Source organism: Streptomyces sp. Pv4-95, from assembly GCF_045782725.1.
Taxonomy (GTDB): Bacteria; Actinomycetota; Actinomycetes; order Streptomycetales; family Streptomycetaceae; genus Streptomyces.
Map to the genome: position 1 here is coordinate 6,848,665 of NZ_CP127172.1, position 20,469 is coordinate 6,869,133.

The 20,469-nt window shown below is 70.4% G+C and carries 19 protein-coding genes; 18 read left to right on the forward strand and 1 reads right to left on the reverse strand.

Going from position 1 to position 20,469, the window contains the following annotated elements:
* The first annotated feature begins 21 nt into the window (after positions 1-21).
* The 10 genes from mltG (at position 22) to nusB (ending at position 9,280) form a co-directional block, all read left to right on the forward strand.
* Positions 22-1,650 carry an endolytic transglycosylase MltG gene (gene mltG / locus QOM21_RS30040; protein WP_407554149.1) on the forward strand — a complete coding sequence of 543 codons (1,629 nt, stop codon included), beginning with the start codon at positions 22-24 and terminating at the stop codon, positions 1,648-1,650.
* Positions 1,647-2,474 (forward strand): shikimate dehydrogenase, encoded by an 828-nt coding sequence (locus tag QOM21_RS30045; RefSeq protein ID WP_407554150.1) that lies wholly within the window; start codon positions 1,647-1,649, stop codon positions 2,472-2,474. Before mltG ends, QOM21_RS30045 begins: the two co-directional genes overlap by 4 nt.
* Before the next feature lie 140 nt (positions 2,475-2,614).
* Complete coding sequence (gene aroC / locus QOM21_RS30050) at positions 2,615-3,799, forward strand: chorismate synthase (protein WP_407554151.1); 1,185 nt, start codon at positions 2,615-2,617, stop codon at positions 3,797-3,799.
* A complete protein-coding gene (locus tag QOM21_RS30055) occupies positions 3,796-4,353 on the forward strand; it encodes a shikimate kinase (RefSeq protein ID WP_407554152.1) in 558 nt (185 codons plus the stop codon). Before aroC ends, QOM21_RS30055 begins: the two co-directional genes overlap by 4 nt.
* Positions 4,350-5,441: a 3-dehydroquinate synthase gene (aroB, locus tag QOM21_RS30060; RefSeq protein ID WP_393894208.1), complete on the forward strand. Its 1,092-nt coding sequence runs from the start codon at positions 4,350-4,352 to the stop codon at positions 5,439-5,441. The genes QOM21_RS30055 and aroB overlap by 4 nt, the downstream gene beginning before the upstream one ends.
* A gap of 5 nt (positions 5,442-5,446) precedes the next feature.
* Positions 5,447-5,887 carry a type II 3-dehydroquinate dehydratase gene (gene aroQ, locus QOM21_RS30065; RefSeq protein ID WP_407555911.1) on the forward strand — a complete coding sequence of 147 codons (441 nt, stop codon included), beginning with the start codon at positions 5,447-5,449 and terminating at the stop codon, positions 5,885-5,887.
* 242 nt (positions 5,888-6,129) lie between these two features.
* The gene (locus QOM21_RS30070) at positions 6,130-7,032 is read left to right on the forward strand and encodes a Pro-rich N-terminal domain-containing protein (protein ID WP_407554153.1); all 903 of its coding nucleotides are present in this window, start codon (positions 6,130-6,132) and stop codon (positions 7,030-7,032) included.
* A gap of 72 nt (positions 7,033-7,104) precedes the next feature.
* A complete protein-coding gene (locus QOM21_RS30075; RefSeq protein ID WP_407554154.1) occupies positions 7,105-8,211 on the forward strand; it encodes an aminopeptidase P family protein in 1,107 nt (368 codons plus the stop codon).
* A 65-nt stretch (positions 8,212-8,276) separates the two neighbouring features.
* A complete protein-coding gene (efp, locus tag QOM21_RS30080; protein WP_407554155.1) occupies positions 8,277-8,843 on the forward strand; it encodes an elongation factor P in 567 nt (188 codons plus the stop codon).
* Positions 8,844-8,845: 2 nt separating this feature from the next.
* Complete coding sequence (gene nusB / locus QOM21_RS30085) at positions 8,846-9,280, forward strand: transcription antitermination factor NusB (protein WP_407554156.1); 435 nt, start codon at positions 8,846-8,848, stop codon at positions 9,278-9,280.
* 192 nt (positions 9,281-9,472) lie between these two features.
* On the opposite strand, the gene bldD is transcribed toward nusB, so the two are convergent.
* Positions 9,473-9,973: a transcriptional regulator BldD gene (gene bldD / locus QOM21_RS30090; protein ID WP_136743645.1), complete on the reverse strand. Its 501-nt coding sequence runs from the start codon at positions 9,971-9,973 to the stop codon at positions 9,473-9,475.
* 222 nt (positions 9,974-10,195) lie between these two features.
* On the opposite strand from bldD, the gene pyrR reads away from it, so the two are divergent.
* The 8 genes from pyrR (at position 10,196) to pyrF (ending at position 20,361) form a co-directional block, all read left to right on the forward strand.
* A complete protein-coding gene (gene pyrR, locus QOM21_RS30095; protein ID WP_407554157.1) occupies positions 10,196-10,828 on the forward strand; it encodes a bifunctional pyr operon transcriptional regulator/uracil phosphoribosyltransferase PyrR in 633 nt (210 codons plus the stop codon).
* Between the two features lie 91 nt (positions 10,829-10,919).
* Positions 10,920-11,915 (forward strand): aspartate carbamoyltransferase catalytic subunit, encoded by a 996-nt coding sequence (locus QOM21_RS30100; protein WP_407554158.1) that lies wholly within the window; start codon positions 10,920-10,922, stop codon positions 11,913-11,915.
* 2 nt (positions 11,916-11,917) lie between these two features.
* Complete coding sequence (locus QOM21_RS30105) at positions 11,918-13,204, forward strand: dihydroorotase (RefSeq protein WP_407554159.1); 1,287 nt, start codon at positions 11,918-11,920, stop codon at positions 13,202-13,204.
* Complete coding sequence (locus QOM21_RS30110) at positions 13,201-13,776, forward strand: hypothetical protein (protein WP_407554160.1); 576 nt, start codon at positions 13,201-13,203, stop codon at positions 13,774-13,776. Before QOM21_RS30105 ends, QOM21_RS30110 begins: the two co-directional genes overlap by 4 nt.
* Complete coding sequence (gene carA, locus QOM21_RS30115) at positions 13,773-14,915, forward strand: glutamine-hydrolyzing carbamoyl-phosphate synthase small subunit (RefSeq protein ID WP_407554161.1); 1,143 nt, start codon at positions 13,773-13,775, stop codon at positions 14,913-14,915. Before QOM21_RS30110 ends, carA begins: the two co-directional genes overlap by 4 nt.
* Complete coding sequence (gene carB, locus QOM21_RS30120) at positions 14,908-18,219, forward strand: carbamoyl-phosphate synthase large subunit (RefSeq protein WP_407554162.1); 3,312 nt, start codon at positions 14,908-14,910, stop codon at positions 18,217-18,219. Before carA ends, carB begins: the two co-directional genes overlap by 8 nt.
* A 136-nt stretch (positions 18,220-18,355) precedes the next feature.
* On the forward strand, positions 18,356-19,465 hold the full coding sequence (locus tag QOM21_RS30125; RefSeq protein ID WP_407554163.1) for a quinone-dependent dihydroorotate dehydrogenase: 1,110 nt from the start codon (positions 18,356-18,358) through the stop codon (positions 19,463-19,465).
* Entirely contained in the window at positions 19,462-20,361 is a 900-nt protein-coding gene (gene pyrF / locus QOM21_RS30130) for an orotidine-5'-phosphate decarboxylase (RefSeq protein WP_407554164.1), read from the forward strand. The genes QOM21_RS30125 and pyrF overlap by 4 nt, the downstream gene beginning before the upstream one ends.
* Positions 20,362-20,469 lie beyond the last annotated feature (108 nt).

A 20,469-nucleotide genomic window follows, 5' to 3' on the forward strand; every position in this document is an offset into this window, starting at 1 on the left:
CCTCTCGGCTCTAGGGGATCGATGACCGAGTATGGCCGGGGCTACGGCTCCGAACCGTGGCATCCGGAAGACCCGCTCTACGGAGAACAGGGGTCCTACGGAAGCCAGGCGCAGCAGCCTCAGTGGGGCGCGCAGCAGCCCGACGCCTATCCCCAACAGCAGTACAACGGGGGCTGGGACGGCTCGCAGACCGGTCAGGTGCCGTACGACCCGTACGACCCCTACGGGCAGCAGCAGCCGCCGGTCGATCCGTACAGCGGGGCGAGCCCCGACTACTACGGCACTCAGGACGCCTACCCGCCGCCGCAGCCTCAGCATCTGCGTCAGCAGGCGCCCCAGGAGCAGCAGCAATTCCAACAACAGTTCCACCAGCAGCACCAGCAGCCCGAGCCGCCCTACGCCGACGCCGCCGTTGACGACTGGCGTGCCGAACCCGAGCCCCGTGAGCACGAACCGGAGCCGGAGCACTCGTTCTTCGCGGGCGACGCCGACGAGGACGACGACCGTCCGGCCGGTCGCCGCGAGGAGCGCCGGGCCACCCGCGACCGCCGCTGCAAGAAGAACAAGCGCCGCAGCGGCAGGACCTGCCTGGTCATCGCGGGAGTGTTCGCCGTAGGCGTCGGCACCGTCGGCTATTTCGGCTACGACTTCTACATGAGCCACTTCGGCTCCGCCCCGGACTTCGAGGGCGAGGGCTCCGGCGCCGTGCAGGTGAACATCCCGGACGGCTCGTACGTCTCCGACATGGGGCTGATCCTCAAGCGCGAAGGCGTGATCAAGAGCGCCGACGCGTTCACCGAGGCGGCCGGCGAGAACAAGAAGGCGAACAGCCTCCAGGGCGGCGCGTACTCCCTGCGCAAGCAGATGTCGGCGGCCGCGGCCATCGAGCTGATGCTGGACCCCAAGAGCCGTAACGGTCTCACGATCCGTGAGGGGCTGCGCTCGGGATCGGTCTACGAGCTCATCGACAAAAAGCTCAAGCTCAAGACCGGCACCACGAAGAAGGTCGCCAAGAGCCAGGTCAAGAATCTGGGGCTGCCCGCGTGGGCCTCCCGGTCCGCCAAGCTCAAGGACCCGCTGGAGGGCTTCCTCTATCCCTCGACCTACAGCGTGGGTGACGACGCGAAGCCGGCCGCGGTCCTGAAGCAGATGGTCGCGCGGGCCAATCAGGTCTACGAGAAGTACGACCTGGAGTCGAATGCGCGAAAGCTCAAGCTCGAATCGCCGATGCAGCTGCTCACGGTCGCCAGCCTCACGCAGGCCGAGGGCAAGTACAAACACGACTTCGTGAAGGTCGCGACCGTCGTCTACAACCGTCTGAAGCCGGACAACACGGAGACCTACGGTCTGCTCGACTTCGACTCGACGGTGAATTACGCACGGTCCCAAAGCACGCTGGACACCGGGTCCGTCGACGATCTGCGGAATTTCAACGACCCGTACAACACCTACAAATTCAAGGGGCTGCCGCCCGGCCCGATCGGGAACCCGGGCGAGGAGGCACTGAAGTCGGCCATCAACCCGGCACACGGCAACTGGTACTACTTCGTCTCGATCAATCCGGAGAAGACACTGTTCGCCGAGACGAACGAAGAGCACGAGCGCAATCGCCGTCTCTATGAACAGGAACGCGAGAAGGCCAGCGAATGAGCGCCCCACGCAGAGCGGCGGTCCTCGGATCGCCCATCGCCCACTCCCTCTCCCCGGTGCTGCACCGTGCCGCCTATGACGAACTCGGGCTGACCGACTGGGAGTACGGCCGGCACGAGGTCGACGAAGCGGGGCTGCCCGCCTTTATGGAGCGACTCGACGCGCGCTGGGCGGGCCTGTCGCTGACCATGCCGCTCAAGCGCGCCGTGATTCCGCTGCTCGACGAGATCAGCGAGACCGCGGCCTCCGTGGAGGCGGTCAACACCGTCGTGCGGACCGCCGAGGGGCGCACCGTCGGCGACAACACCGACATCCCGGGCATGATCGCCGCGCTGCGCGAGCGCGGCGTGGAGCGGGTCGAGCGGGCGGCGGTCCTGGGAGCGGGAGCCACCGCCTCCTCGGCGCTCGCCGCGCTCTCGCGGATCTGCACAGGCGAGGTGACCGCGTACGTCCGCAGCGACGCACGCGCGGCGGAGATGCGCGGCTGGGGCGAGCGCCTGGGGGTCGCGGTCCGCACCGCGCCCTGGGAGGACGCCGCGGAGGCGTTCGGGGAGCCGCTGGTCATCGCCACCACGCCGGCCGGCAGCACCGACGCGCTCGCCGCCGCCGTCCCGCACGCGCCGGGCACCCTCTTCGACGTCCTGTACGAGCCGTGGCCGACCACGCTGGCCACCGCGTGGGCGGCGCACGGCGGCTCGGTGGTCGGCGGCCTCGACCTCCTGGTGCACCAGGCGGTGCTCCAGGTGGAGCTGATGACCGGGCGGACGCCGGCTCCGCTGGCCGCGATGCGCAAGGCCGGAGAGGCCGCGCTCTCGGCGCGCTGACCTGTCGGTCGGCCGCCCCGCCCGGCCCTTTCTCCCGTCCCTGCGTGGTCCGCACCCTGGACTGCACGCCGCCCGCCACGTGCGACGTGGGAGGATCAGGGGGAGACCGTACGCGGATGAGCAGTACATGAGGAGCACCGTTGAGCAGGTTGCGCTGGCTGACGGCGGGGGAGTCGCACGGCCCCGCATTGGTGGCGACGCTGGAGGGCCTTCCGGCCGGCGTCCCGATCACCACGGAGTTGGTGGCGGATGCGTTGGCCAGGCGGCGGCTGGGGTATGGCCGTGGTGCCCGGATGAAGTTCGAGCAGGACGAGATCACGTTCCTGGGCGGTGTGCGGCACGGTTTGTCGCTGGGTTCGCCGGTCGCGGTCATGGTGGGCAACACCGAGTGGCCGAAGTGGGAGCAGGTGATGGCGGCCGATCCGGTGGATGAGGAGGAGCTGGCGGCGCTGGCGCGTAATGCGCCGCTGACCCGCCCGCGTCCTGGTCATGCTGATCTTGCCGGTATGCAGAAGTACGGCTTCGACGAGGCGCGTCCGATCCTGGAGCGTGCGTCGGCTCGTGAGACGGCGGCGCGGGTGGCGTTGGGTGCGGTGGCGCGTTCCTTCCTCAAGGAGACCGCCGGCATCGAGATCGTTTCGCATGTGGTGGAGCTGGCGGCGGCGAAGGCGCCGTACGGCGTCGTGCCTGAGCCCTCGGACGTGGCGAGGCTGGACGCGGATCCGGTGCGTTGTCTGGATGCGGATGCGAGCAAGGCGATGGTCGCGGAGATCGATCAGGCCCACAAGGACGGCGACACGCTGGGTGGTGTGGTCGAGGTGCTGGCTTATGGCGTGCCTGTGGGTCTGGGTTCGCATGTGCATTGGGACCGTCGGTTGGATGCCCGGCTGGCGGCGGCTCTCATGGGGATTCAGGCGATCAAGGGTGTTGAGGTGGGGGACGGTTTCGATCTGGCGCGGGTGCCGGGTTCGAAGGCGCATGACGAGATCGTGTCGACGGGTGAGGGCATCAGGCGTACTTCGGGTCGCTCGGGTGGTACCGAGGGTGGTCTGACGACGGGTGAATTGTTGCGGGTGCGTGCGGCGATGAAGCCGATTGCGACGGTGCCGCGGGCGTTGGCGACCGTTGATGTGAGCACGGGTGAGGCGACGAAGGCGCATCATCAGCGTTCGGATGTGTGTGCGGTGCCGGCGGCGGGGATCGTGGCCGAGGCGATGGTGGCGCTGGTGCTGGCGGATGCGGTGGTGGAGAAGTTCGGTGGTGACAGCGTGCCGGAGACCCGTCGCAACGTCCGCAGCTACCTCGACAACCTGGCGATCAAGTGACGACCCCGGTCGCCGTACTGATCGGCCCGCCCGGCGCGGGTAAGTCCACGGTGGGCGCGTTGCTGGCCGAGCGGCTGGGCGTCGCCTACCGGGACACCGACGCCGACATCGTCGCCACGGCCGGCCGGCCGATCCCGGAGATCTTCATCGACGAGGGTGAGCCGCACTTCCGGGACCTGGAGCGGGAAGCCGTACGCGTCGCCCTGGAGAACCACACCGGCGTGGTCGCCCTCGGCGGCGGCGCCATCCTCGACGCCGACACCCGCAAGCTGCTTGCGGGCCTCCCGGTGGTCTTCCTGGACGTCCAACTCGCCGATGCCATCAAGCGGGTCGGCCTCGACGCGCCGCGCCCGCTGCTCGCCGTCAACCCGCGCAAACGGTGGCGCGAGCTCATGGAGCACCGCCGCCCGCTGTACACCGAGGTCTCGCGCGCCGTGATCGCCACCGGGGACCGCACCCCCGAGGGGGTCGTCGACGCGATCATGGACGCTTTGGAGCTAGGGCAGGCCACGGGAGACGCCCGGCGGGCCGCCGACAGGGAGGAACAGGCATGACGGAGCAGGCCACCCGTATCCAGGTGGGCGGTACCGCAGGTACCGACCCCTACGAGGTGCTCGTCGGGCGGCAGCTGCTCGGTGAACTGCCGAGCCTGATCGGTGAGAGCGCCCAGCGGGTCGCGGTGCTGCACCCGGAGGCGCTGGCCGCCACGGGCGAGGCGCTGCGCGAGGACCTCGCCTCCCAGGGCTACGAGGCGATCGCCATCCAGCTGCCGAACGCCGAGGAGTCCAAGACCGTCGAGGTCGCGGCGTACTGCTGGAAGGCGCTGGGGCAGACCGGGTTCACCCGCAGTGACGTGATCGTCGGCGTGGGCGGCGGCGCCACCACCGACCTGGCCGGCTTCGTGGCCGCGACGTGGCTTCGCGGGGTGCGCTGGATCGCCGTCCCCACGACGGTCCTGGGCATGGTCGACGCGGCGGTCGGCGGCAAGACCGGCATCAACACCGCCGAGGGCAAGAACCTCGTCGGCGCCTTCCACCCGCCGGCCGGTGTGCTCTGCGACCTGGCCGCCCTCGACTCGCTGCCGGTGCACGACTACGTCTCCGGTCTGGCCGAGGTCATCAAGGCCGGCTTCATCGCCGACCCGGCGATCCTCGACCTGATCGAGTCCGACCCGGAGGCCGCCAAGCGTCCCGACGGCGCGCACACCGCCGAGCTGATCGAGCGGGCGATCCGGGTCAAGGCCGAGGTGGTCTCCGCGGACCTCAAGGAATCGGGTCTGCGCGAGATCCTCAACTACGGCCACACGCTGGCGCACGCCATCGAGAAGAACGAGCGCTACAACTGGCGGCACGGCGCGGCCGTCTCCGTCGGCATGGTCTTCGCCGCCGAGCTCGGCCGGATCGCCGGCCGCCTCGACGACGCCACCGCCGACCGGCACCGCTCGGTCCTGGAATCCGTCGGCCTGCCGCTGACCTACCGCGGCGACCAGTGGCCCAAGCTGCTGGAGACCATGAAGGTCGACAAGAAGACCCGCGGTGACCGGCTGCGCTTCATCGTGCTGGACGGCCTCGCCAAGCCGACCGTGCTGGAGGGCCCGGACCCGGCGATGCTGCTGGCCGCACACGCCGAGATCGCCGCGTGAGCCGCGTGAGCCGCCGCGTCCTGGTGCTGAACGGCCCCAACCTGGGCCGGCTGGGCTCGCGTGAGCCCGATGTGTACGGCGCCACCTCCTACGCCGGTCTGGTCGAGCAGTGCGCCACGCTCGGCAAGGAGCTGGGGTTCGAGGCGGAGGTACGCGAGACCAACGACGAGGGCGAGATGATCCGCTGGCTGCACGAGGCCGCGGACGGATCGATTCCGGTGGTCATCAACCCCGGTGCCTTCACGCACTATTCGTACGGCATGCGCGATGCGGCCGCCCAGCGGACCGCGCCGCTCATCGAGGTGCACATCTCCAACCCGTACGCCCGCGAGGAGTTCCGCCACACCTCGGTCATCGCTGCGGTCGCCAGCGGGACGGTCGCCGGCTTCGGTATCGGCTCCTACCGCCTCGCGCTGCGGGCGCTGGCGGAGGAACTGGACGGCTGATCCCGCACCCGGGCACTCCTGGCCATCCCCGGCCGTTCACACCGCGAACGCCGGGGGTGGCAGAGTACCGTTCGCACTAATACCGCCCGTGCCGACGGCCGCCGGGCACAACGGCCCCTGAGGGCCGGTCGGTTACCGCACGACACCCCGGGCGGCCCGGCCCGGCGCCCGGGGGCACCCCACCCGGCGTGAGCCGGGGGAGTACCGCACCACGTCGACCGCACGAGACGGAGAGCCACCGGATGCAGCACGCAGTGGGGGCTCCGCTGCCACCGCCCCACCGGCAGGGACCGGGCCATCCGGGACAAGGCGTCAGCATGAACTGGAACCCCCAGCAGGGCGGGCCCGTACCGCCCGGCCCGCCGCCTTCCCCCTCGCCGCAGCCGGCTCCCGCCGCGCCCCCGGCGCTGCCCGCGTCGGCCCCGCCGGCCCCCGGCGCCTCCGGGCAGGGCTGGAACGGCTCCGCGCCGCACCAGGCCCCGCCCACCCCGCACAGCACGGACATCACCGGCCACATCCAGCTGCCGCCGGGCGCCCCCGTACCGCTGCCCAGCCCGCCCACCGACACCGCCGCCCCGGACGTCGCGAACGCCGCGGTCGCGGTGCTGCTCATCGGCCCGGCGGGCGCGGGCAAGACCAGCGTCGCCCGGCACTGGGCCGACACCCGGCGGGTGCCCACCGCGCACATCAGCCTCGACGACGTCCGTGAATGGGTCCGATCCGGCTTCGCCGACCCGCAGACCGGCTGGAACGACCACTCCGAGGCGCAGTACCGCCTCGCCCGCCGCACCTGCGGCTTCGCGGCCCGCAACTTCCTCGCCAACGGCATTTCCTGCATCCTCGACGACGCCGTCTTCCCCGACCGGCCCGTCGTCGGACTCGGCGGCTGGAAGCGCCACGTCGGCCCCGGCCTGCTGCCGATCGTGCTGCTGCCCGGACTGGAGATCGTCCTGGAGCGCAATGCCCGGCGCAGCGGGAACCGCAGGCTCTCCGACGAAGAGGTGGCCCGTATCCACGGCCGGATGGCCGGTTGGTACGGCTCCGGGCTGCCGATCATCGACAACTCCGCACACGATGTCCCGACGACCGTGCGGGTGCTCGACGACGTCGTCGCCCGGAGCATCGCCAGCCCGCCCAACTGGTAGCCGAAAACCCCGCGTCCCCCGGGCGGCTGCTCTCGACCGGCCGTCCGCGGAGACCCGCCGTAGGCTCGTGATATGTCCGAGTTGTACGCGGTCCGACGCACGCGGCTGCGCGACCGCTGCGCCGCAACCGGAAGTACCGCCGCCCTGATCTCGCGCCCCGCCAACGTCCGCTACCTCACCGGCTGCGCGCCGCCCGGCGCGGCACTCCTCCTGGGCCCCCAGGAGGACCTCCTGCTCTGCGGAACGCCGCTGAGCGGTGACCCTTCCGAAGGCCGGCCCGCCGAGGACGTGCGGGTGAGCGTGCTGCCCACGCGCGGTGGCGACCCCGTCGTGGCCTGCGCCGACCAGGCCGCGAAAGCCGGCGCGGACACCCTGGCGGTGGAGGAGCACCATCTCACCGTCACCCGCCACCGGGCGCTCTCCCAGGTCGCCCCGCGGATGCGGCTCGCGGACCTGGCCTGCGCGGTCGAGGCGCAGCGGCTGGTGAAGGACGACGACGAGATCGCCTGTCTGCGGATCGCCGCCGAGATCACCGACCAGGCCCTCGGCGAACTCCTCGAATCGATTCTCGTCGGCCGGACCGAGCGGCATCTCGCCCTGGAGCTGGAGCGCCGGCTGGTGGATCACGGGGCGGACGGCCCGGCCTTCCCCACGTCCGTGGCCACCGGCCAGAATTCGGGACGTCCCGGGCACCTGCCCACCGACCGCAGGGTGGAGGAGGGTGACTTCCTGACCGTCGGCCTCGGCGCCAACTACCGCGGATACCGCTGCGAGATCGGCCGGACCTTCGTCATCGGCACCACCCCCGCGGACTGGCAGATCGAGCTCTACGATCTCGTTTTCGCAGCCCAGCGCGCCGGCCGGGAGGCCCTCGCGCCGGGTGTGGAGTGCCGCGAGGTGGACCGGGTGACGCGTCATGTGCTGGACGCAGCGGGGTACGGTGAGGGCGTCGGGCCGTGGACCGGCCACGGCGTGGGGCTCGAAATCGACGAGGACCCTCAATTGTCGCCTGCGGCCATGGGTAAACTGGACGCTTGCGTGCCGGTCACCGTCGAACCGGGGGTTCACCTCCCGGGCCGCGGAGGTGTCCGGATCGACGACACACTCGTCGTCCGCCCCGAGGCGGACGGCGGGCCCGAGCTACTCACGATCACGACCAAGGAGCTACTCGCACTGTGAGCCACAGGGTTCACCGCGGCGGCTTCTAGGTACCCACCACCTGCAGTCCAGGAGATTCCGCAACCGTGGCTTCCACGAACGACCTCAAGAACGGCCTGGTGCTCAAGCTCGAAGGGGGCCAGCTCTGGTCCGTCGTCGAGTTCCAGCACGTCAAGCCCGGTAAGGGCCCGGCCTTCGTCCGCACCAAGCTGAAGAATGTGCTCTCCGGCAAGGTGGTGGACAAGACCTTCAACGCCGGCGTGAAGGTCGAGACGGCCACTGTCGACAAGCGCGGGATGCAGTTCTCGTACATGGACGGCGACTACTTCGTCTTCATGGACATGGACACGTACGACCAGCTGCACGTCGACCGCAAGGCCGTCGGCGACGCCGCGAACTTCCTCCTCGAAGGCTTCGAGGCCGTCGTGGCGCAGCACGAGGGCGAGGTGCTCTACGTCGAGCTCCCGGCCGCCGTCGAGCTGGTCATCCAGCACACCGACCCGGGCGTCCAGGGCGACCGCTCCACCGGCGGCTCCAAGCCCGCCACCCTGGAGACCGGCTACGACATCCAGGTGCCGCTCTTCATCACGACCGGTGAGAAGATCAAGGTCGACACCCGCTCCGGCGAGTACCTCGGTCGGGTGAACAGCTAACCGTGGCTGCCCGCAACAAGGCCCGCAAGCGCGCCTTCCAGATCCTCTTCGAGGCCGACCAGCGCGGCGCCGACGTGCAGTCCGTGCTCGCGGACTGGATGCGTCACGCCCGGACCGACCCCCGGCAGCCGCCGGTGAACGAGTACACCCTGCAGCTGATCGAGGGGTACGCGGACCACACCGATCGCATTGACGAACTGATCTCCACCTACTCCGTGGACTGGGCGCTGGACCGGATGCCGGTCGTGGACCGCAGCATCCTGCGGCTCGGCGCCTACGAGCTGATCTGGGTGGACGACACCCCGGACGCGGTGGCGATCGACGAAGCGGTACAGCTCGCCAAGGAGTTCTCCACGGACGACTCCCCGGCCTTCGTCAACGGCCTTCTGGGCCGTATCAAGGAGCTGAAGCCGGGCCTGCGGCGCGAAACGCAGTAGGCGGACGGCAGAGAGCGTGAACGGGCCCGGAGCGATGCAGGATGCTCCGGGCCCGTCGCATGCCCGCAGAGGGCCGCCTGGGCACGTTCTTCGCCCCATGCGCCACACGCGTCCCGGGCGTTCCGGACAAAAAACAACCGCCGCCCCGGTGGCCCGGGGCGGCGGTACGTTTCTGCAGGTGACGGTCAGGCGTCAGATGTCGTCGTGCGCCACGGCGCGGCGCGCGTCGGCGTCCAGCACGCCCCAGCTGATCAGCTGCTCGGTCAGGACCGAGGGCGACTGGTCGTAGATGACGGCGAGGGTGCGCAGGTCGTCCTGGCGGATCGAGAGGACCTTGCCGTTGTAGTCACCGCGCTGGCTCTGGATCGTCGCGGCGTAGCGCTGCAGCGGTCCGGCCTTCTCCTGCGGGACATGGGCCAGGCGCTCCAGATCGAGCACCAGCTTCGGGGGCGGCTCGGCCGCTCCGCCGGGCGTCGTACCCGGCAGGAGCTCCTGCACCGGTACGCCGTAGAAGTCCGCCAGCTCGGCGAGGCGCTGCACGGTCACTGCACGGTCGCCGCGCTCGTAGGAGCCCACCACCACGGCCTTCCAGCGACCCTGGGACTTCTCCTCGACACCGTGGAGAGAGAGGCCCTGCTGGGTACGGATGGCGCGGAGCTTTGCCCCGAGCTGTTTGGCGTATTCGCTGGACATAAAGCTCCCCAGACGGCTGTATCGATATGCGGCTCCGCCGCGTGGCCGGTAACTCACTGTGAGGTTACGCAGCGTAATTTGGCTTCGTCAAGCCGAATGGGCCAGACCTTCGACCGTAGGGGGTGCCCCCGGGTCCCCGAGCGGCCCCTGGTAGTCTGGGCTGCGTAATTTTGACGTCCTTTAAGGTCCGTCCCGTGAGGCGGAGAAGGAGGTCCGTTTCGTATGGACGCAAGCAGTTCCGACACAGGGGATCAGATCCCCGCGCGCCCGGTGCTCGAAGGCCCGGACATCGCGCGGATGCTCACCCGCATCGCCCACGAGATCGTCGAACGCGCCAAGGGTGCGGACGATGTGGTGCTCCTCGGCATTCCCACCCGCGGCGTCTTCCTCGCCCGGCGGCTGGCCGCCAAGCTCCAGGAGATCACCGGGCGCACCATCCCGGTCGGCTCGCTCGACATCACGATGTACCGCGACGACCTGCGTCTGGGCCCGGCCCGCACGATCGGCCGCACGGAGATCCCCGCCGACGGCATCGAAGGCCGCCTCGTGCTGCTCGTCGACGACGTCCTGTTCTCCGGACGCACGATCCGAGCGGCGCTGGACGCCCTGGGCGACATCGGCCGGCCGCGCGCCGTGCAGCTCGCGGTCCTGGTCGACCGCGGACACCGCGAGCTGCCCATCCGCGCCGATTACGTCGGCAAGAACCTCCCCACGTCGCTGCGGGAGACGGTCAAGGTCCAGCTCACCGAGGAAGACGGCCGGGACGCCGTGCTGCTCGGCGTGCGCCCGCCCCGCCCCGGCTCGTCGGACGGGTCCGCGGAAGCCGAGCAGACCACCCCGGCAGGCGAGCGATAGCGCACCGCGTACGGACCCGGTGATCCCGGGCCCGCGCTCCCGCCTGCTCGACGGACATTCCCGCACACCTCCTCACTCACGGAGTACCCGGATGAAGCGTCACCTCATCTCGGCCGCCGACCTCACCCGCGACGACGCCGTCCTGATCCTCGACACCGCCGAGGAGATGGCCCGCGTCGCGGACCGGCCGATCAAGAAGCTCCCCACCCTCCGCGGCCGCACCGTCGTCAACCTCTTCTTCGAGGACTCGACGCGCACCCGCATCTCCTTCGAGGCCGCCGCCAAGCGGCTCTCGGCGGACGTCATCAACTTCTCCGCGAAGGGCTCCTCGGTCTCCAAGGGGGAGTCGCTCAAGGACACCGCCCTGACGCTGGAGGCGATGGGCGCGGACGCCGTCGTCATCCGGCACGGCGACTCCGGCGCCCCGCACCGCCTGGCGACCTCCGGCTGGATCGGCGGCTCGGTGGTCAACGCCGGTGACGGCACCCACGAGCACCCCACCCAGGCGCTGCTGGACGCATTCACGATGCGCCGCCGCCTGGTCGGTGCCGACGCCGGACTGGGCAAGGACCTCGCCGGGCGCCGCATCACCATCGTCGGCGACATCCTGCACAGCCGGGTCGCCCGCTCCAACGTCCACCTGCTGACCTCGCTCGGCGCCCAGGTCACCCTCGTCGCGCCGCCGACGCTGGTGCCCATCGGCGTGGAGAAGTGGCCCTGCGAGGTCTCCTACGACCTGGACGCCGTGGTCGCCGAGTCGGACGCGGTGATGATGCTGCGCGTCCAGCGCGAGCGGATGAACGCCGCCTTCTTCCCCACCGAGCGTGAGTACGCCCGGCGCTACGGCCTCGACGGCGACCGGATGGCCCGGATGCCGAAGGACGCGATCGTCATGCACCCCGGCCCGATGAACCGGGGCATGGAGATCACCGCCGAGGTCGCCGACTCGCCCCGCTGCACCGCCGTGGAACAGGTCACCAACGGTGTCAGCATCCGTATGGCGGTCCTCTATCTGCTTCTGGGCGGCAACGAGCCCGCCATCACCGCCGGCACCGGCACCAGCACGCGCACCGAGGAGACCAAGTAACCATGAGCAAGATCCTTATTCGCGGGGCCAAGGTCCTCGGTGGCGAGCCGCAGGACGTGCTGATCGACGGCGAGACCATCGCCGAGGTCGGCACCGGACTGAGCGCCGAGGGCGCCCGGGTCATCGAGGCGGACGGCCGGATCCTGTTGCCGGGCCTCGTCGACCTGCACACCCACCTGCGCGAGCCGGGCCGCGAGGACTCCGAGACGGTGCTGACGGGCACCAAGGCCGCGGCGGTCGGCGGTTTCACCGCCGTGCACGCCATGGCCAACACCTTCCCCGTCGCCGACACCGCCGGCGTCGTCGAGCAGGTCTGGCGGTTGGGCAAGGAGTCCGGCTACTGCGACGTCCAGCCGGTCGGCGCGGTGACCGTCGGCCTGGAGGGCAAGAAGCTCGCGGAGCTGGGCGCGATGCACGACTCCGCGGCCGGTGTCCGGGTCTTCTCCGACGACGGCAAGTGCGTGGACGACGCGGTGATCATGCGCCGTGCCCTGGAGTACGTGAAGGCCTTCGACGGTGTCGTGGCCCAGCACGCCCAGGAGCCGCGGCTCACCGAAGGCGCCCAGATGAACGAGGGCATCGTCTCCGCCGAGCTGGGTCTCGGCGGCTGGCCCGCGGTCGCCGAGGAGTCGATCATCGCCCGCGATGTGCTGCTCGCCGCGCACGTCGGCTCCCGGGTGCACATCTGCCACCTGTCCACCGCCGGTTCCGTAGAGCTGGTCCGCTGGGCCAAGTCCAAGGGCTGGAACGTCACCGCCGAGGTCACCCCGCACCACCTCCTCCTCACCGACGAGCTCGTACGGTCCTACAACCCCGTCTACAAGGTGAACCCGCCGCTGCGCACCGAGGCCGACGTCCTCGCGCTGCGCGAGGCGCTCGCCGACGGCACGATCGACTGTGTGGCCACCGACCACGCGCCGCACCCGCACGAGGACAAGGACTGCGAGTGGGGCGCTGCGGCCATGGGCATGGTCGGCCTGGAGACCGCGCTGTCCGTCGTCCAGCACACGATGGTCGACAGTGGGCTGCTGGACTGGGCCGGCGTCGCCGACCGGATGTCCTTCCGCCCCGCCCACATCGGCCGTCTCGAAGGCCACGGCCGTCCCATCTCGGCTGGTGAGCCTGCCAACCTCACGCTGCACGATTCCGCTTACCGTGGAGTGGTGGACCCCGCAGGCTTCGCCTCCCGCAGCCGCAACACCCCCTACGAGGGCCGTGAGCTGCCGGGACGCGTCACCCACACCTTCCTGCGGGGCCGGGCAACGGTCGTCGACGGGAAGCTGGCGTGACTCCTCATCTGATCCCTCTGGCCGCCGCGCAGAAGTCCGCGGAGGTCACCGACTGGGCCGCGCGGATCGGCTGGGTCGTCGGCCTGCTGCTCTTCATCGCGCTGGTCTACTGGCTGATGCGGGAGGGCTGGAAGTGGCGCGGCACGCTCCAGGGCGATGTGCCCGAGCTGCCCGCCGCGCCCGCCGAGGCCGGCGAGCCGCGGCTGACGCTGAGCGGCCGCTACCACGGCTCCACCACCGCGGGTCAGTGGCTCGACCGCATCGTCGCGCACGGCCTGGGTACCCGCAGCCGTGTCGAACTGACCCTGACCGACCAGGGCCTGAACGTCGTACGGCCGGGCGCACAGGACTTCTTCGTGCCGGCCGCCGCCCTGCGCGGCGCCCGGCTCGACAAGGGCATCGCCGGCAAGGTCCTGCCCGAGGGCGGCCTGCTGATCGTCACCTGGGAGCACGGGAACAAGGAGATCGACTCCGGTTTCCGCTCCGACCGGGCCGCCGAGCACCCGGCGTGGGTCGCGGCCCTCACCACACAGAGCACCACCGAGCACACCGAAACGGAAGGCGCACGATGACGACCTCCACCAGGGGAACTGCGAAGGTTCCCGCCGTACTCGTCCTGGAGGACGGCCGCAGCTTCCGCGGCCGTGCCTACGGGGCCGTGGGGGAGACCTTCGGCGAGGCGGTGTTCTCCACCGGCATGACCGGCTACCAGGAGACCCTGACCGACCCGTCGTACCACCGCCAGGTCGTCGTCATGACCGCCCCGCACATCGGCAACACCGGCGTGAACGACGAGGACAACGAGTCCGGCAAGATCTGGGTCTCGGGCTACGTCGTGCGCGACCCCGCCCGTATCCCCTCCAACTGGCGCTCGGTCCGCACCCTGGACGACGAGCTGGTCGCCCAGGGCGTCGTCGGCATCAGCGGGGTCGACACCCGGGCGCTGACCCGCCACCTGCGCGAGAGCGGCGCGATGCGCGTCGGCATCTTCTCCGGCGACGCGCTGCCCGACGCGGGCACGATGCTGGCCAAGGTGCGCCAGGCCCCCGAGATGCAGGGCGCGGACCTCTCCGCCCAGGTCGCCACCAAGGAGACCTACGTCGTGCCGGCCATCGGCACGAAGAAGTTCACCGTCGCGGCGATCGACCTCGGCATCAAGGGCATGACCCCGCACCGCATGGCCGAGCGCGGCATCGAGGTGCACGTGCTGCCCGCCACGGCCACCGTCGAGGACGTCTACGCCGTCCGGCCCGACGGCGTGTTCTTCTCCAACGGCCCCGGCGACCCGGCCACCGCCGATCACCCGGTGTCCGTGATGCAGGGCGTGCTGGAGCGCAAGACGCCGCTGTTCGGCATCTGCTTCGGCAACCAGATCCTGGGCCGCGCCCTGGGCTTCGGCACCTTCAAGCTCAAGTACGGCCACCGCGGCATCAACCAGCCGGTGCAGGACCGTACGACCGGCAAGGTCGAGGTCACCGCGCACAACCACGGGTTCGCCGTCGACGCCCCGCTCGACAAGGTCACCGACACCCCCTTCGGCCGCGCCGAGGTCTCCCACGTCTGCCTCAACGACAACGTGGTGGAGGGTCTGCACCTCCTCGACCAGCCGGCTTTCAGCGTCCAGTACCACCCCGAAGCCGCAGCGGGGCCGCACGACGCGGCCTACCTGTTCGACCGCTTCGTCTCTCTCATGGAGGGCCAGCGTGCCTAAGCGCACCGATATCCAGTCCGTCCTGGTCATCGGCTCCGGCCCGATCGTCATCGGCCAGGCCGCGGAGTTCGACTACTCCGGGACCCAGGCCTGCCGGGTTCTGAAGTCGGAGGGCCTGCGGGTCATCCTGGTCAACTCCAACCCGGCCACGATCATGACCGACCCGGAGATCGCCGACGCCACCTACGTCGAGCCGATCACCCCCGAGTTCGTCGAGAAGATCATCGCCAAGGAGCGCCCCGACGCGCTGCTGCCGACCCTGGGCGGCCAGACCGCGCTGAACACCGCGATCTCCATGCACGAGCAGGGTGTGCTGGAGAAGTACGGCGTCGAGCTCATCGGCGCCAACGTCGAGGCGATCAACAAGGGCGAGGACCGCGACCTCTTCAAGGGCGTCGTCGAAGAGGTCAAGAAGAAGATCGGGCACGGCGAGTCCGCCCGCTCGTACATCTGCCACTCCATGGACGACGTCCTCAAGGGTGTCGACGAACTCGGCGGCTACCCCGTCGTCGTCCGTCCCTCCTTCACGATGGGCGGCGCGGGCTCCGGCTTCGCGCACGACGAGGAGGAGCTGCGCCGCATCGCCGGCCAGGGCCTGACGCTCTCCCCGACCACCGAGGTGCTCCTGGAGGAGTCCATCCTCGGCTGGAAGGAGTACGAGCTGGAGCTGATGCGCGACAAGAACGACAACGTCGTGGTCGTCTGCTCCATCGAGAACTTCGACCCGATGGGCGTGCACACCGGCGACTCGATCACCGTCGCCCCGGCGATGACGCTGACCGACCGTGAGTACCAGACGCTGCGGGACGTGGGCATCGCGATCATCCGCGAGGTCGGCGTCGACACCGGCGGCTGCAACATCCAGTTCGCCGTCAACCCCGACGACGGCCGGATCATCGTCATCGAGATGAACCCGCGGGTCTCCCGGTCCTCCGCGCTCGCCTCCAAGGCGACCGGCTTCCCGATCGCCAAGATCGCGGCCCGGCTCGCGGTGGGCTACACGCTCGACGAGATCCCGAACGACATCACCGAGAAGACCCCGGCCTCCTTCGAGCCGACCCTCGACTACGTCGTCGTCAAGGTTCCCCGGTTCGCTTTCGAGAAGTTCCCGGCCGCCGACGCCACCCTCACCACGACCATGAAGTCGGTCGGCGAGGCCATGGCCATCGGCCGCAACTTCCCCGAGGCGCTCAACAAGGCGCTGCGCTCCCTGGAGAAGAAGGGCAGCCAGTTCGACTTCGTGGGCGACCCCGGCGACAAGGCCGAGCTGCTGAGCACCGCCCAGGTGCCGACCGACGGCCGGATCAACACGGTCATGCAGGCGATCCGGGCCGGCGCCACCCAGCAGGAGATCTTCGACCACACGAAGATCGACCCGTGGTTCGTCGACCAGCTCTTCCTGGTCAAGGAGATCGCGGACGAGATCGCGGACGCCGAGAAGCTCCACCCGGAGATCCTTGCGGAAGCAAAGCGGCACGGCTTCTCCGACGCCCAGATCGGTGCCATCCGCGGTCTGCGCGAGGACGTCGTCCGCGAGGTCCGGCACGCGCTGGGCGTCCGCCCGGTCTACAAGACCGTCGACACCTGCGCCGCCGAGTTCGCGGCCAAGACGCCGTACTTCTACTCGTCCTACGACGAGGAGACCGAGGTCGCCCCGCGCGAGAAGCCGGCCGTGATCATCCTCGGGTCCGGCCCGAACCGCATCGGCCAGGGCATCGAGTTCGACTACTCCTGCGTCCATGCCTCGTTCGCGCTCAGCGACGCCGGCTACGAGACCGTGATGGTCAACTGCAACCCCGAGACCGTCTCCACCGACTACGACACCTCCGACCGGCTCTACTTCGAGCCGCTCACCCTGGAGGACGTCCTGGAGATCGTGCACGCCGAGACCGCGGCGGGACCGGTCGCCGGTGTCATCGTCCAGCTCGGCGGCCAGACCCCGCTGGGCCTGGCGCAGGCGCTCAAGGACAACGGCGTGCCGATCGTCGGCACCTCGCCCGAGGCCATCGACCTCGCCGAGGAGCGCGGCGCCTTCGGCCGGGTGCTGACCGACGCCGGTCTGCCCGCTCCCAAGTACGGCACCGCCTTCTCGTTCGACGAGGCCAAGAAGATCGCCTCCGAGATCGGCTACCCGGTCATGGTCCGCCCCTCGTACGTCCTGGGCGGCCGCGGCATGGAGATCGTCTACGACGAGCCGTCGCTGGGCGAGTACCTCACCCGCCACGCCGGACTGATCGACCAGCACCCGGTTCTCATCGACCGGTTCCTCGACGACGCCATCGAGATCGACGTCGACGCCCTCTACGACGGCACCGAGCTCTACCTCGGCGGCGTCATGGAGCACATCGAGGAAGCCGGCATCCACTCCGGCGACTCCGCCTGCGCGCTGCCCCCCATCACCCTGGGCGGCTTCGACATCAAGCGGCTGCGCGCCTCCACGGAGGCCATCGCCAAGGGCGTCGGCGTCCGCGGCCTGATCAACATCCAGTTCGCGATGGCCGGGGACATCCTCTACGTCCTGGAGGCCAACCCGCGCGCCTCGCGCACCGTGCCCTTCACCTCGAAGGCCACCGCGGTGCCGCTGGCCAAGGCCGCCGCGCGGATCTCGCTGGGCGCCACCGTCGCCGAACTGCGCGCCGAGGGCATGCTCCCGGCGACCGGGGACGGCGGCACCCTGCCGCTGGACGCGCCGATCTCGGTCAAGGAAGCCGTCATGCCCTGGTCGCGGTTCCGTGACGCGTCCGGACGCGGCGTGGACACCATCCTCGGCCCGGAGATGCGCTCCACCGGCGAGGTCATGGGCATCGACTCGGTCTTCGGCACCGCCTACGCCAAGTCCCAGGCCGGCGCCTACGGAGCGCTGCCCACCAAGGGCCGCGCCTTCGTCTCCGTCGCCAACCGCGACAAGCGCTCGATGATCTTCCCGGCCCGTGAGCTGGTCGCGCACGGCTTCGAGCTGCTGGCCACCTCCGGCACCGCCGAGGTGCTGCGCCGCAACGGCATCAACACCACCGTGGTGCGCAAGCAGTCCGAGGGCGAGGGCCCGAACGGCGAGAAGACCATCGTCCAGCTGATCCACGACGGCCAGGTCGACCTGATCGTCAACACCCCGTACGGCACCGGCGGCCGACTGGACGGCTACGACATCCGTACCGCCTCGGTGGCCCGCGGAATCCCCTGCCTGACGACGGTCCAGGCGCTGGCCGCCGCCGTCCAGGGCATCGAGGCCGTGTCCCGCGGCGATGTGGGTGTGCGTTCCCTCCAGGAACACGCACAACATCTCACCGCCGCCCGCGAGGAGTAAGGCGCACGAGGGGGACACCGGTTCCGGTGTCCCCCTCTTCATGGCCCCCGCCCGGTTCTCCGGTGTCCGGGCTCCCTTCCGGGACCGCCCCGTCCCGCACCCCCTCGCGCCCGCTCTCTCGCGTGGAAGGCACGCCATGTATCAGCTGTTCTTCAAGCTCTTCTTCCATCGGATGGACCCCGAGCAGGCCCACCACCTGGCCTTCGCCTGGATCCGCCGCGCCGCCCGCGTCCCGGTCCTGCGCACCTTCGTCGCGGCCGCTCTCGCGCCCCGCCACAAGGAGCTGCGCACCGAGGCCCTGGGCCTGCGGATGCACGGCCCCTTCGGCCTGGCCGCCGGCTTCGACAAGAACGCGGTCGCCATCGACGGCATGACGATGCTCGGCTTCGACCACGTCGAGATCGGCACCGTCACCGCCCACCCGCAGCCCGGCAATCCCAAGAAGCGCCTGTTCCGGCTGGTGCCGGACCGCGCGCTCATCAACCGGATGGGCTTCAACAACGAGGGCTCCGCGGCCGTGGCGGCCCGTCTGGCGGCCCGCAACCCGGTCTTCAAGGCCACCGTCGGGGTCAACATCGGCAAGACCAAGATCGTTCCGGAGGAGGAGGCGGTCGGCGACTACGTCACCTCCACCGAGCGGCTCGCCGCCCACGCCGACTACCTGGTCGTCAACGTCTCCTCCCCGAACACCCCGGGGCTGCGCAACCTCCAGGCCGTCGACCACCTGCGCCCGCTGCTGACCGCCGTCCGCGAGGCCGCCGACCGCACGGTCACCGACCGCCGGGTCCCGCTGCTGGTCAAGATCGCCCCGGACCTCGCCGACGCGGACGTCGACGCCGTCGCCGACCTCGCCGTCGAACTCGGCCTCGACGGCATCATCGCCACCAACACCACCATCGCCCGCGACGGTCTCGGCCTGACCTCCGACCCGGCCCTGGTGGCCGAGACCGGCGGCCTGTCCGGCGCACCCGTCAAGGAGCGCTCCCTGGAGGTGCTGCGCCGCCTGTACGCCCGTGTGGGCGACCGGATCACCCTCATCGGGGTCGGCGGCATCGAAACCGCCGAGGACGCCTGGCAGCGCATCCTGGCCGGTGCCACCCTGGTCCAGGGCTACAGCGCCTTCATCTACGAGGGCCCCTTCTGGTGCCGCGCCCTGCACAAGGGCCTGGCCGCCCGGCTGCGCAACAGCCCGTACGCCACCCTCGCCGACGCCGTCGGCGCCGAGCATAAGAAGGTGACCGCATGACGGCCGGCTCCGCGCCCGACCACAGCCCCTCCACGGCGCCCTCCGGATCGCGGCAGTCCCCGCCGGCCTTCGGGGCCCGGCTGCGCCGCGCCATGGACGAGCGCGGGCCGCTCTGCGTCGGCATCGACCCGCATGCCTCGCTGCTGGCCGACTGGGGCCTGAACGACGACGTGGCGGGCCTGGCGCGGTTCACCCGCACCGTCGTCGAGGCACTGGCCGACCGCGTCGCCGTCCTGAAGCCGCAGTCCGCCTTCTTCGAGCGTTTCGGCTCCCGGGGCGTCGCCGTCCTGGAGACGGCGGTAGAGGAGGCCCGGGAGCGCGGCGCGCTGGTCGTCATGGACGCCAAGCGCGGCGACATCGGCTCCACCATGGCCGCCTACGCCGCCACCTACCTCGACCCGGCCTCCCCGCTGTTCTCGGACGCCGTCACGGTCAGCCCCTACCTGGGCTACGGATCGCTGTGCCCCGCCGTGGACCTCGCCCGCGAGCACGGCTGCGGTCTGTTCACGCTCGCCCTCACCTCCAACGAGGAGGGCCAGGAGGTCCAGCGGGCCGTACGGGCCGACGGCTCCTCCGTCGCCGCCACGATGCTCGGCCATCTCGCGGCCGAGAACGCCGGCGCCGAGCCGCTGGGATCCTTCGGCGCGGTGGTCGGTGCCACGCTCGGCGATCTCTCGTCGTTCGACCTGGCGATCAACGGTCCGCTCCTCGCGCCCGGAATCGGCGCCCAGGGCGCCACCCCCGCCGACCTCCCCGCCGTCTTCGGAGATGCGGTCCGCAACGTCGTTCCGAGCGTCAGTCGAGGGGTCCTCCGGCACGGCCCGGACATCGCCGCACTGCGCGCGGCCGCGGCGAAGTTCGCCGACGAAGTGCACGCGGCGGTCCCTCAGCGGTGAGTTTGGTCCCGAATTGTCCTGGTCAGCAGAGTCTGACCAGGACTTTTCGTCTGTTCTCGCTGACTCTGGCGCCGTCGGCCGCTAGTCTCCGTCGAGAGCACTGCACGT

Bases quoted from the DNA above. Each gene is read 5' to 3' on its own strand.
- pyrR (WP_407554157.1), top strand. From the start codon at position 10,196: ATGGACGCAAGCAGTTCCGACACAGGGGATCAGATCCCCGCGCGCCCG.
- mltG (WP_407554149.1), top strand. From the start codon at position 22: ATGACCGAGTATGGCCGGGGCTACGGCTCCGAACCGTGGCATCCGGAA.
- QOM21_RS30045 (WP_407554150.1), top strand. From the start codon at position 1,647: ATGAGCGCCCCACGCAGAGCGGCGGTCCTCGGATCGCCCATCGCCCAC.
- QOM21_RS30070 (WP_407554153.1), top strand. From the start codon at position 6,130: ATGCAGCACGCAGTGGGGGCTCCGCTGCCACCGCCCCACCGGCAGGGA.
- aroB (WP_393894208.1), top strand. From the start codon at position 4,350: ATGACGGAGCAGGCCACCCGTATCCAGGTGGGCGGTACCGCAGGTACC.
- QOM21_RS30105 (WP_407554159.1), top strand. From the start codon at position 11,918: ATGAGCAAGATCCTTATTCGCGGGGCCAAGGTCCTCGGTGGCGAGCCG.
- QOM21_RS30125 (WP_407554163.1), top strand. From the start codon at position 18,356: ATGTATCAGCTGTTCTTCAAGCTCTTCTTCCATCGGATGGACCCCGAG.
- carA (WP_407554161.1), top strand. From the start codon at position 13,773: ATGACGACCTCCACCAGGGGAACTGCGAAGGTTCCCGCCGTACTCGTC.
- bldD (WP_136743645.1), bottom strand. From the start codon at position 9,973: ATGTCCAGCGAATACGCCAAACAGCTCGGGGCAAAGCTCCGCGCCATC.
- pyrF (WP_407554164.1), top strand. From the start codon at position 19,462: ATGACGGCCGGCTCCGCGCCCGACCACAGCCCCTCCACGGCGCCCTCC.
- QOM21_RS30100 (WP_407554158.1), top strand. From the start codon at position 10,920: ATGAAGCGTCACCTCATCTCGGCCGCCGACCTCACCCGCGACGACGCC.
- QOM21_RS30075 (WP_407554154.1), top strand. From the start codon at position 7,105: ATGTCCGAGTTGTACGCGGTCCGACGCACGCGGCTGCGCGACCGCTGC.